8 protein-coding genes are annotated in these 12,734 nt (G+C 61.4%); all 8 read right to left on the bottom strand.

Annotation, left to right across the window (positions count from 1 at the left end):
* Positions 1-333: 333 nt before the first annotated feature.
* Positions 334-2,967, bottom strand: coding sequence for an excinuclease ABC subunit A (locus tag ACIOZM_RS02885; RefSeq protein ID WP_401209338.1), 2,634 nt, complete (start codon positions 2,965-2,967; stop codon positions 334-336).
* Positions 2,968-3,161: 194 nt separating this feature from the next.
* The gene (locus tag ACIOZM_RS02880; RefSeq protein ID WP_401209336.1) at positions 3,162-5,273 is read right to left on the bottom strand and encodes an ATP-binding protein; all 2,112 of its coding nucleotides are present in this window, start codon (positions 5,271-5,273) and stop codon (positions 3,162-3,164) included.
* 133 nt (positions 5,274-5,406) lie between these two features.
* The gene (locus ACIOZM_RS02875; protein ID WP_401209334.1) at positions 5,407-6,096 is read right to left on the bottom strand and encodes a GntR family transcriptional regulator; all 690 of its coding nucleotides are present in this window, start codon (positions 6,094-6,096) and stop codon (positions 5,407-5,409) included.
* Between the two features lie 125 nt (positions 6,097-6,221).
* Positions 6,222-6,881 (bottom strand): DUF799 domain-containing protein, encoded by a 660-nt coding sequence (locus ACIOZM_RS02870; protein WP_401209332.1) that lies wholly within the window; start codon positions 6,879-6,881, stop codon positions 6,222-6,224.
* Positions 6,878-7,246, bottom strand: a complete 369-nt coding sequence (locus tag ACIOZM_RS02865) for a DUF4810 domain-containing protein (protein ID WP_401209331.1) — start codon at positions 7,244-7,246, stop codon at positions 6,878-6,880. Before ACIOZM_RS02865 ends, ACIOZM_RS02870 begins: the two co-directional genes overlap by 4 nt.
* 28 nt (positions 7,247-7,274) lie before the next feature.
* Complete coding sequence (locus ACIOZM_RS02860; protein ID WP_401209690.1) at positions 7,275-7,961, bottom strand: CsgG/HfaB family protein; 687 nt, start codon at positions 7,959-7,961, stop codon at positions 7,275-7,277.
* Positions 7,962-8,237: 276 nt separating this feature from the next.
* Positions 8,238-11,315 carry an error-prone DNA polymerase gene (locus ACIOZM_RS02855; RefSeq protein WP_401209328.1) on the bottom strand — a complete coding sequence of 1,026 codons (3,078 nt, stop codon included), beginning with the start codon at positions 11,313-11,315 and terminating at the stop codon, positions 8,238-8,240.
* The gene (locus tag ACIOZM_RS02850) at positions 11,312-12,727 is read right to left on the bottom strand and encodes a Y-family DNA polymerase (protein WP_401209326.1); all 1,416 of its coding nucleotides are present in this window, start codon (positions 12,725-12,727) and stop codon (positions 11,312-11,314) included. The genes ACIOZM_RS02855 and ACIOZM_RS02850 overlap by 4 nt, the downstream gene beginning before the upstream one ends.
* Between the last annotated feature and the right edge of the window lie 7 nt (positions 12,728-12,734).

Raw genomic sequence — 12,734 nt, 5'->3', positions numbered from 1 at the left:
ATGGCCCCATCGCTGGCAGGCCAGCTCCCACAGGTTCATGGGCGTGCGCATCATCTGTGGATGACGCAAAAATCTGTGGGGATCAGGCAGCAATGGTTTGTGGCTCATGGCCCCATCGCTGGCAGGCCAGCTCCCACAGGTTCATGGGTGTGCGCATCATCTGTGGATGACGCAAAAATCTGTGGGGGATCAGGCAGCAATGGTTTGTGGCTCATGGCCCCATCGCTGGCAGGCCAGCTCCCACAGGGTTCTGCGTCGTTCACAAATGATGGCGGCACCCGTAAACCTGTGGGAGCTGGCTTGCCAGCGATGGGGCCAGTCGGGGCGCCGCAGTTATCGGCTCAAGGCCCGGGCCAGAAACGGCGCCGTGCGGCTCTTCTTGCTCGCGGCGACTTTCTGCGGTGTGCCCGCCGCAACAATCTTGCCGCCCTGATCACCCGCCCCCGGGCCGATATCCATCACCCAGTCGCTCTGCGCCACCACGCGCATTTCATGCTCGACGACAATCACCGTGTGCCCCGCCGTCACCAGCGTATCCAGTTGCTCCAGCAACCGATCGACATCCCGTGGATGCAGCCCGGTAGTCGGTTCATCCAGCACATATAACGTGGCGCCACGCTGATTGCGCTGCAACTCGGTCGCCAGTTTGATCCGCTGCGCCTCACCGCCCGACAGCTCCGTGGCCGGTTGGCCAAGGCGCAGATAACCCAGACCGATATCGCGCAGAACCTCCAGCGAACGACGAATCCCCGGTTGCCCGGCGAACACCTCCACCGCTTGATCAACCGTCAGTTGCAGCACCTCGGCAATGCTCAAACCCTCCCAGCGAATCGCCAGCGTCTGCGGGTTATACCGTGCGCCATGACAGGTCGGGCACGGCGCGTACACGCTGGGCATGAACAGCAATTCAACGCTGACAAAACCCTCGCCTTCGCACGTCGGACAACGGCCCTTGGCGACGTTGAAAGAAAACTGCCCGGCGTCGTACCCCGCTGCTCGCGCCTCAGGTGTGGCGGCGAACAACTTGCGCACGTTGTCGAACAGCCCGGTGTAGGTCGCCAGATTCGAGCGCGGGGTGCGGCCAATCGGTTTCTGATCGACCTGCACCAGACGTTTGATCGACTCCAGCCCGGCGATAACCTGACCAGCACTGGTCTGCGGCGCGTCATCCTCCAGACTGAGTTCTTCCCGCTCGGGCTCAACCGTCGGCCGCCCCAATTGCGCGCCCACCAGCTCCAGCAAGGCCTGACTGACCAGACTCGATTTGCCCGAACCTGAAACGCCGGTGACCGAGGTAAAACAGCCCAAAGGAAACTCAGCGCTGAGGTTGCGCAGATTATTGCGGCTGATCCCCGCCAGTTTCAGCCAGCCCGAAGGTTTGCGCGCAACGCGGGTCTGGCGTTGCGATTCGCCAAACAGATAGGCGCGGGTTTGCGATTGTTCAATATCGGCCAGCCCCGCAGGCGGGCCGCTGTACAGCACTTGCCCACCCTGCTCGCCTGCCGCTGGGCCAACATCGATCAGCCAGTCGGCGCGGCGCATGGTTTCCAGATCATGCTCGACCACAAACAGCGTGTTGCCATCGGTTTTCAGCCGCTGCAAGGCTTCGAACAGCGCTTCGCCATCGGCGGGATGCAATCCGGCGGACGGCTCATCAAGTACATAGATCACGCCAAACAACTGCGAGCCCAGTTGCGTCGCCAGCCGCAGGCGTTGCAGCTCACCGGAAGACAAGGTCGGCGTGCTGCGTTCCAGCGCCAGGTAACCCAGGCCCAGATCAGTCAGAGTGCTGACCCGCTCCAGCAAGTCCTCGGCAATGCGTTGCGCCGCCAGACGTTTTTCCAGCGACAGGTTCGGCGTGTGCCGCACGTCCGGCGCGTTGCTGTGGCCACTCGCGCCATGGGCCACTCGCTGCTCACGGGCTTCACGGGTTTGCGCATGGCTGAGGGTTTCGCCGCTCTCCTCGAACTGCTGCAGATAACTGGCAGCCGCCACCGGCTTCAGCACCTCGGCCACTTGCAACAGCGGCATCTGCGACAGTTCACCAATGTCGTAACCGGCGAAGGTCACCGACAACGCCTCGCGTTTCAGCCGTTTGCCGTCGCACAACGGGCAAGGGCTACCGAGCATGAACTGCGAAACACGCTTTTTCATCAGCGCACTTTGCGAGTGAGTGAAGGTGTGCAGGATGTAGCGCCGGGCGCCGGTAAACGTGCCCTGATAGCTTGGCTCCATTTTGCGTTCAAGGGCTACGCGGGTTTCCTCCGGGGTCAGCCCGGCGTACACCGGCACGGTTGGCGATTCTTCGGTGAACAGAATCCAGTCACGCTGTTTTTTCGGCAGCTTGCGCCACGGGATATCGACATCGATGCCCATGGTCACGAGGATGTCGCGCAGATTCTGGCCCTGCCAGGCCAACGGCCAGGAGGCTACGGCGCGCTGGCGGATGGTCAGATTCGGGTCCGGCACCATCAGCGCTTCGGTCACTTCGTAAACCCGGCCAAGGCCATGACATTCAGGGCAAGCGCCCTGCGGGGTGTTCGGCGAAAAGTCCTCGGCATACAGCATCGGCTGTCCCGGCGGATAACTGCCGGCGCGGGAATAGAGCATGCGGATCAGACTGGATAGGGTCGTCACGCTGCCGACCGATGATCGTGTGCTCGGCGTACCGCGCTGCTGTTGCAGGGCTACAGCGGGTGGCAGACCTTCGATGGAGTCGACATCCGGCACGCCGACCTGATCGATCAGCCGCCGCGCATACGGTGCAACAGATTCGAAATAGCGCCGCTGCGCCTCGGCGTACAGGGTCGAAAATGCCAGCGATGATTTGCCTGAGCCGGACACGCCGGTGAACACCACCAGCGCATCGCGAGGGATATCGACATCGACGTTCTTCAGATTGTGCTCACGGGCGCCACGCACCCGGACCATGCCGGTGGGTGCTTGGGAGGTGCGTTTTGCAGTCATCGGGTTGCCTTGTCTGAAGGATGGATACTCTCTGTGGCGAGGGGATTTATCCCCGTTCGGCTGCGCAGCAGTCGCAAGACTTGAGGATGCGGTCTACCTGAAAAATGCAGGGAGTGCTGCGCCCTCCAACGGGGATAAATCCCCTCGCCACAAGTAATTTATCTGGCCACAAAAACTGTGCTCGCCTGTAAAGGTCAGGCACTCAGCACTGAACGAATCATCTGCAACATCGCCTCGGGCCCATAAGGCTTGCCCAGCAGATGCGTATCCGGGCTGAGCTGGTGATTGCGCGAGATGATGTCGCGGGTGTGTCCCGAGGTGAACAGCACCGGCACCGGCGGCTTTTGCACCTTGGCCCAGGCCGCCAGATCGGAGCTTTTGATCAGCCCCGGCATGACCACATCGGTAAAAATCAGATCCACGTCACAACCTTCGAGCAGCATCTGCATCGCAACATCAGCATTGCTCGCCGTCAGCACCCGATAGCCTTCCTCGTTGAGCAACTCCACCGCCGAGGCACGCACCGCGTCATTGTCTTCTACCACCAGCACCCGTTCATGGCCGCCGCTGTGTGGCTGATGAATGCTCGGCGCTTCATCGCGAACCGCGCGCAAGCTGCGTGGGAAATACAACTGCACCCGCGTGCCCTCACCGACGGTGCTGTCGATCTCGACATGCCCGCCACTCTGCTTGACGAAGCCGAAGACCATGCTCAAACCGAGACCGGTGCCCTGCCCGTCAGCCTTGGTGGTGAAAAACGGCTCGAACACTTGCTCCAGCACTTGCGGCGGAATACCCGCACCACTGTCGCTCACCGCCACCCGCACGAACTCGCCGGGGACAATGCCTTTGCCGGCACAAAACTCGCGGTCGAGACGGGTATTGGCCGCACTGAGCACAATAGTGCCCTCGCCCTGCATCGCATCCCGCGCATTGATCGCGAGATTGAGGATGGCGTTTTCCAGTTGATTGCGATCGACGTAGATGTGCCATGGATCATGCGGCAACTGAACGTCGATCAAAATGGTTTCACCCAGCGCCCGCTGCAATAACTCACCGACACCGTCGAAGATTTGCTGCGGATCGCAGACTGCCGGCGACAGCGGTTGGCGGCGGGCAAACGCAAGCAATTGCGAAGATAACTTGGCACCGCGCTCAACCGCTGCCAGCGAAGCACTGACCCGGCGCTGCACGTTGGCGTTATCGCGTTCGTGGCGGGCCAGCAAATGCAGGTTGCCGGCGATCACCTGCAACAGGTTATTGAAGTCATGGGCCACGCCACCCGTGAGTCCGCCGATGGCTTCAAGCTTCTGTGACTGACGCAATTGTTCTTCGGCCGCCAGCCGCGCTTCTACCTCATCGGCCACCCGTTGTTCGAGGTTGCGGGTGAATTTGAGCAGTGATTCTTCGGCGTTTTTGCGTTCGTGAATATCGATCAACACCCCGGGAAAACGGAACGCTTCGCCCTGTTCATTGAACTCGCAACCGCCGCTGGCCAGCACCCACAGATAACTGCCATCGGGGCGCAACACACGGTATTCCGCGTTATACGGCTCGCCGCTTTGCACCGCATGGTTGACCCGCTCCTGCACCCAAGCCAGGTCATCCGGATGGATCTGCGCCTCCGTGACATCCTGCGGCAGATTGCTCAGATCCTGGCCCGGCGGATAGGAAAATGTCCGTGCGAAGCGCTCATCAGCCGACAACACGTTGTTCTTCACATCCCAGACAAACGAGCCGAGCAGCGCGCCGGCATTCAACGCCAGGCGCACCCGTTCATTGTCGGCGCGAAAGGCGGTTTCGGCGTTCTGGCGTAGTCGTTCGGAGGTCACCAGCTCGGTGGTTTCCACCACCATCGCCAACACGCCGGACGGCACCCCGGCGTCATTGGCCACCGGACTGTAATAAAGATCCATCCAGACATCTTCGGGAACGCCGTCGCGCAGCAGCACCAGTTCCTTGTTGCGGAAGGACAAGGTGCCGCCAGCCAGACAGGTATCGACCACGTGGCGGTTGAACTCGGCGACTTCCGGCCAGCCCAGTTCGACCGGCGCACCCAGCAGATATGGATGGCGGCCACCGGCAAATATCGAATAGGCGTCGTTATAGATCATGTACCCGGAGCGGCCCCAGAGCATGACCATCGGCAACGGCGACGCGAGCATCAGTTGCACGGTGCCGCACAGACTGGCCTGCCAGTTCTGCAACGGCCCCAGCTCGGTGTCGCTCCAGTCGAACGCACAAATGCGTCCGGCCATCTCGCCTTGCCAGCCGTTACAGCCATGGCTATCGGATAAGAACTGCATCGACTGACCCGGTTTCCTGTGTTGTGTGACCGATCAACCGCTTCGCCCATTGACGCTGCGCCCGTCTGTTTCGAGCATCTTCAGCGTCAATGGTTTCATAAGAGGTATAGCCGATTTCACCCTCGTTCGAGGGTCAGAGCGAGATCAGGTGTTTGAGCGGATGGTAGCCGGTCTTCATCTTCGCGGCGACATCGAGAATCGCCTTCTCGATGCCGTTGAGGTGCATGCAGGTCAACTCGATGGCGGCGCTCTGATTGCCGGCCTCGATGTACTCGATCAGGCGCAGGTGTTCGTCATCACGGCAGACTTGGTGGCTGTCGTCATCCAGCGCTGCAGCGTACAGCGAGGCGCGGGAGATCAGCTTCTGGAACCAGTCGAGCAATACTGGATTGTTCAGGCTGCGCGCCAGTTTGAGATGGAACTCGCCCAGCAGATAAATCAGCCGTTCGTGATCGCCCGACTTGTGCGCCTCATCTTCCAGCAACAGATGATCGCGCAGATCCTGCATCGCCAGCATGTCCTTGCGCCGACACAGTTCGGTGACGATGCCGATCTCGATCAGGCGACGGGTTTCGAACAGCGAGCGAATCTCTTCGTCGCTCGGCAGCGACACCGATGCACCTTTGTTCGGCTCGGTGGTGACCAGTCCATCGGCCTCCAATTGCTTGAGCGCGGCACGCACCGAGGTGCGGCTGACATTGAATAACTCTGCCAGCGATGCCTCGCCCAGCTTCATTCCGGGACGCAGCGAACGCTTGCTGATCGCCGCGTAAACCCCTTGGTAGACGCGGTCGACCGTGGTTTCCAGTTTCTTGTCGGTCATTCGAAAGCTCCTTTGGCGTCGGGCAGAATATCTGCTTTTTGCCTCAAGATGCAGGCTGACTGACATAGAACTTGTGGCGAGGGAGTCAGCTCCCTTGCCACATAATCAGTTCACTGTCTGAACGATCAATCGGTACCGTACTTCGGCGAACGTGGCCCGTACAGCAAACCCGCCGGGTGCCCGGCCGACAACAGACGATTGCTCGCCACACCGGCAATCGGGTGACCGGCATCGGTGGAGCTGTTGATGATCTGCTTCACCGCCGCAGTGATCAGCATGCCAATCAGGCCGCCGCCATTGCCGTTGTTGCCCTCTTCACTCGACGCCCGCGCCGAACCGGTCCACAGGGTGGTGCCGGTTTTCAGGTCGACCAGTCTGGCGGTGGCAGTCACTGCTGTTTCGCTGCTGATCACTATGTAGCGGGTGCCGTACTCGGTCACAGTGATGTACAGCGCGGCGTCGGCGCCGAAGATTTCATGCAGTTTGTTGGCCGGTGCCTGATGGATATCGTCAGGGGTGGTCAGGCCATTCTGACGAAACGTCTCGTCAGCCAGCGCAATCGGCAGCACGTAGTAACCGGCTTCGGCCAGCGGGAACGTCACTTGCGACAACAGGCTGTACGACGCCTTGACGTCCGGCGAAGTGTTCAGCGGCGGCAGCACCAGAATGGTCTTCGGGCGAGCCTGTTTGTAAGCCGAATAGTCCACGGTCTTGGGGCTGACGCAGCCACCGAGCAGGGTCAGCGCCAGGGCGCCGGCCAGCAGTTTCAAAGAACGCGGAATCATTTCGCGTCTCCGGTCTTGGCGTTTTTAAGCAGGAAATCCATGTACGTACCGGACTCGGGGAACAGGGTTTTCTCGGTGCGGAACTGCTGCACCATCTGGTCATCCTTGCCCATGCTCAGGTACAGCAGACCGAGGTGTGCGTGGTAACCCGGCGGCACGCTTTTACCCGTGGAGCGGATCTTTTGCAGATCGGCTTCCAGTGCTTCAGCCTGGGCTTCCTTCGGTGTCTCGCCTTTGAAGTATTCGTAGACCTGCGGCTCGTAGCCTTCCCACTGGTAAAGGGTTTTCGGGCTGCTGCAACCGGCCAGCAAGGCGCTGGCGGCCAGCGTCAGGGCCAGTAACGACCGCGATAGGGACAAATTCATGAGTGTTGCTCCTTGCAATGGGCGTTGATCAGTTGCCCGGTTTCCAGGCACCGGCGTTCATGCCATCAACCAGACGATTGATCGCCTCGCGCATGGCCAGATCCAGTACTTTGCCGTTGAGGGTGGAGTCGTAGGCAGCGGTGCCGCCGAAGCCGATGATTTCGCGGTTGGACAAGGCGTATTCGCCTGCGCCCTGCGTCGAATACACCACTTCCGAAGTGCTGATGTTGACGATGTTCAGGTTGACCTTGGCGTAGGCGACCTGAGTCTTGCCACGGCCGAGAATGCCGAACAACTGGTGGTCGCCAGTCTCTTTGCGGCCGAACTCGGTAACGTCACCGGTGACCACATAATCGGCGCCTTTGAGACGCTGGGCCTGGCCCTTGATCGCGGCTTCCTGCTGGATTTCGCCCATGTTGTCGCGATCCAGCACGGAGAACCGGTTGGTCTGCTGCAAGTGAGTGATCAGGATGGTCTTGGCCTGACCGCCGAGGCGATCGACGCCATCGGAGAAGATCCCGCGCATGTAGCTGGAACGGTTGTCGAACTTGCCCACGGCCATCGGCACGCGAACGCCGGTCCAGACTTGATTGGCGCTTTCAACCTTGGCTACCGGCAGTGCCCGGGAGCTTTCGGTTGCGCATCCGGAGAGAGTGCCGGCCAGCGTGCCGAGTACGGCAATCGCAACGCCTGAGACCAACATCCGAGAGATCATTCTCACAGTGCATTCCTTATTGAAAAACAGGGTGTCCCGACGCGGTAATCTGCGGCGGGCGGGGAAAGGGGGCGGGATTATGCCAAAGTGCCATCATTGATGACAGGATTTTTTTGACGTCAGTGATTTGGCTTGCATTTCCCATGTGCAACATGGCAATCACTAGCTCGCACCGCCCTTGTAGGAGCTGCCGCAGGCTGCGATCTTTTGCTTCTGCTTTAAGAGCAAGATCAAAAGATCGCAGCCTGCGGCAGCTCCTACAGGGGATTTGTGGCGTCAGTGGAAATCGCGGCTCTGTACCCGAACGCCATCGAGCAGCGGGCTGAGGTCGCTCAGGCGTCCGGCGATCAAATGCCGCACTTCGCCTACGCGCTCCCAGCGGCCATCGACCTTGAGCAATTGCGAGCCAACCAGCACCTTCCGTTGGCGCTCGGCGAGATCGCGCCAGACCACCACGTTGACGTTGCCGAACTCGTCTTCCAGGGTCACGAATGTCACGCCACTGGCAGTGCCCGGACGCTGCCGACCGGTCACCAGCCCGGCGATACTGACCGGCCGCCCATGTTCGACGTCCTGCAATTCCTGTGAGCTGCGGCAACGCCGGGCCTTGAGTTCAGCGCGCAACAGCGCCAATGGATGCGGCCCCAATGTCGTGCCAACCGTGGCGTAGTCGGCGTACAGATCTTCACCGACACTCGGTTTGGGCAGGATCACGTCAGGTTCTTCCTGACTCGGCAATCCGGCAAACAGCCCAAGCTGTTTCTGCACCCCGGCCACCTCCCAGCGTGCACGATGTCGATGCCCGGCCAAGCCGCGCAATGCTCCGGAGTCGGCCAACAACGCCTGCGCCCGGCTGTCCAGCATCGTCCGTTCACCCAGGTCGGCGACATCGGCAAACGCCCCGCGAGCACGCGCCGCTTCAATGCGCCGCGCATCGTCTTCACGAAAGCCCTTGATCATCCGCAAACCCATGCGAATTGCCGGTTGTGCGCCGCTGATCGGCTCCAGACTGCAATCCCAGTCACTGGCGCGCACGTCCACCGCACGGATCTGCAATTGATGCCGACGAGCGTCCTGCAGAATCTGATCGGGGCTGTAGAAGCCCATCGGCCAACTGTTGATCAGCGCACAGGCGAACGCCGCCGGTTCGTGGCACTTCAGCCAGCAACTGGCGTAGGTCAGCAAGGCAAAACTGGCGGCGTGGGATTCGGGGAAACCGTAACTGCCGAAGCCCTTGATCTGCTCGAAGATCTGCGCGGCGAATTCCGGGGTGTAGCCGTTTTTCTTCATGCCGGCGGCGAGTCGCTCCTTGTGTGGCTCCAGTCCGCCATGGCGTTTCCACGCGGCCATTGAGCGGCGCAACTGATCGGCCTCACCGGGACTGTAATCGGCGGCGACGATGGCGATCTGCATCACCTGCTCCTGAAACAGCGGCACGCCGAGGGTGCGTTCCAGCACTGCTTTGAGTTTTTCCGAGGGATAGGTTGCCTCTTCTTCCTTGTTTCTGCGGCGCAGGTACGGATGCACCATGCCGCCCTGAATCGGCCCGGGGCGGACAATCGCCACTTCGATGACCAGATCGTAAAAATTTGCCGGGCGCAGGCGCGGTAACATCGACATCTGTGCCCGCGACTCGATCTGGAATACGCCGATGGTGTCGGCGCGGCTGATCATCTCGTAGGTCGGTTTGTCATCGGCAGGAATCGTTGCCAGGGTCAGGTTCTGATTGCGATGGCGGCTGAGCAGATCGAAGCAGCGGCGGATCGCGCTGAGCATGCCGAGCGCGAGAATATCGACCTTGAGCAACCCGACGGCATCGAGATCGTCCTTGTCCCACTGAATGATCGTGCGCTCGGCCATCGCCGCGTTTTCCACCGGCACCAGACTGTCCAGTGGTTCTTCGGAAATCACGAAACCACCGGGGTGCTGCGACAGGTGTCGGGGGAAGCCGATCAGTTGCCCGGTCAGGCTCAGCACCCGGCGCAAAATTGCGCTGTCCGGATCGAATCCACCTTCGAGCAGGCGTGCATGCGGTGGTGTTTCATCGCTCCAGTGACCGCAGCAATCGGCCAGTGCATTGATCTGATCCGGCGGCAGACCCAAGGCCTTGGCCACGTCGCGCACCGCGCCAGCGGCGTGATAGGTGCTGACCACCGCCGTTAATGCGGCGCGGCCCCGGCCATAACGGCGAAACACGTATTGCAGGACTTCTTCACGGCGTTCGTGCTCGAAATCCACATCGATGTCCGGCGGCTCGTTGCGCTCTTTGGACATGAAACGCTCGAACAGCAGCGTGGTGCGATCCGGGTCGATTTCGGTGATGCCCAAGGCAAAACACACCGCCGAGTTGGCGGCTGAACCACGGCCCTGACAGAGGATGTTTTGCTTGCGGGCGAAGTCCACCACGTCGTGCACCGTCAGGAAGTAGCTTTCGTAACCGAGTTCGGCAATCAGCTTCAGTTCCTTGTTGATCTGCCGCAGCACCGTGAACGTCGCCCCTTTCTCCCAGCGCCAGGCGATTCCCTGTTTCGTCAGTTGCCGGAGCCAGGAGCGTGCCGTGTGGCCATCAGGCACCAGCTCTTTCGGATACTGATAGCGCAACTGGCCCAGATCGAAGGTACAGCGCCGCGCCAGATCGACTGACGCTTGCAGCAAACTCGGCGGATACAGTTCGCGCAGTGCCTCAAGACTGCGCAAGTGCCGCTCGCCATTCGGATGCAAACGCAACCCGGCCTCGGCCACGGGGACGTGATGGCGGATCGCGGTCATGGTGTCCTGCAAGGCACGCCGGCCACGGGCGTGCATGTGCACATCACCGCTGGCCACGGCGGGAATCTGCAACTCAGCCGCCAGACTCAGCAACGCCGCCAGCCGTCGAGTGTCGTCCTGTCCGCGATGCAGTTGCACCGCCAGCCACAGGCGTTCACCGAAGGTCTGTTGCAGCCAGCGGCCCTCATCCCGTTCATCGACGGCATCCGGCACCCACAACACCAGCAAACCGGGCAGCGGTTCACTGAAGTCTTCGCGCAGCACTTGATACTGGCCTTTCTGCGTACGGCGTCGGGCGCGAGTGATCAGCCGGCACAGCGCCTGATAGCCCTCAAGGTTCTCTACCAACAGCACCAGTTTCGGGCCGTTGTCGATGCGAATTTCGCTGCCGATAATCAGCGGCAGCTCCACCGATTTGGCCGCTTGCCAGGCGCGGACGATCCCGGCCAGGGTGCATTCGTCGGTGATCGCCAAGGCCTGATAGCCGTGTTTTTTCGCCCGTTGGAACAGTTCAAGCGCACTGGACGCACCGCGCTGAAAACTGAAGTTCGACAGGCAGTGCAATTCGGCATAGCCATCGCTCATGCGAACCAGCCCTGCAACCACAACGGGCCGCCCTCACCCACAGCCCGATAGGCCCAGCCCTGCTGGCCGGAGCGGTTCTGAATCAGGTAATAGTCGCGGCGCACATCGTCACCGTCCCACCAGCCGGATTCGATGCGCTCCGGGCCCATGAGGATGCGCGCCGAACCTTCGGCCACGGCGTGTGGCTCACCGAGCAACCAGCCCGGGCGATGAACACTCGGTAGCCCGGCGCAACGCTGTTTGTCGACGCCGTTCTGCCACGCGTTTTCCGGCCGGTGATCCGCCTGAAAACGCAGCCCCTGCACCGCGTCATCGCCCAAACGTGCGCGCAGGCGCTCGCGCAACTGCTCCCAGGGCAAGGTCTGCTGCGGCCGGTCATCGAACAGTTCCTGATACTGCGGCACGAAACTCGGCAGATCCTCGGCGCGCAACCGGAAACCGCGTACCGGCGCTTCGACCTGCACCTGCTCCAGCCGCCCACGGGCCAGTTCGAAGAGCATCGCCGGATCGCGCTCGGCGCTGAGCAAACCGACCTTGATCAGTGTGTCCGGCAGGCCGGCGTGCTCCAGATGCAGATCGAAACGCTGCACGCCGCTGTCACGTCCGCAAAGGAACGCCGACAGATCGCCGGTCAACCGTCGTAACGGAAACAGCAACGCCTGATGCGATTGCACGTCGAAATTCAGTTCGATGCGCACATCGAAGCGATCCGGCGGCAGATAGAACGCCAGCGCCAGCGGTCGTATGCCGCACAGGGTGTCCAGATGTTTGAGCATCTGCGCCTCGAAGCGCCGGGCCAAGGCCTGACGCGGCAGGTTCTGCACCTGGCTCAGATTGCGCAGGCCCATGCGCGACAGCGCCGTGGCCACGGGTGGTTCGAGGCCGATGCGGTCGATGGGCAGTTGGCCGAGATGATGCTGCAACGCCTCGACGTCGGGCACCACCAAGCCGTCATAGGCGTTGGCCAGCACCCGCGCCGCCACCGGATTCGGTGCGGCAACGATGCGATGACGAAAGCCCAGTTCCGTCAGCTCGCTGCGCAGGCGTGCCTCGAACTGCGTCCAGGAACCGAACAACCCGAGGCTGGACTCGATTTCAAACACCACGGTGCGCGGATAATGCACGCTGACCTGCGCGCTAAAACGGTAGGCCCATGCCGCGAGAAACTGCTGCCAGTGTTCGACTTCAGCCCCGTCGTAATCGGCGGTGGCAAAGCCTTTGCTCAAGGCTTGCGCGGCGGTCATCGACTGGCCGGGGCGCAAACCGAGTTCGCGGGCGGCCGGATTGACCGCTTGCAGCACCCGACGCTGGGCCGGGCCACTGAGCAGCACCAAGGGTTTATCGGGATCGGGACGCTGACGCAGAACCGCGTCGAGCGCCAATTGCGGGAACAGAATACACACCCAACGCATGATGACC

Source organism: Pseudomonas sp. NPDC087346 (genome assembly GCF_044744235.1).
GTDB lineage: Bacteria > Pseudomonadota > Gammaproteobacteria > Pseudomonadales > Pseudomonadaceae > Aquipseudomonas.
Note: the sequence above shows the minus strand (reverse complement) of the source record. Positions and strands in the feature narration are given on the sequence as shown.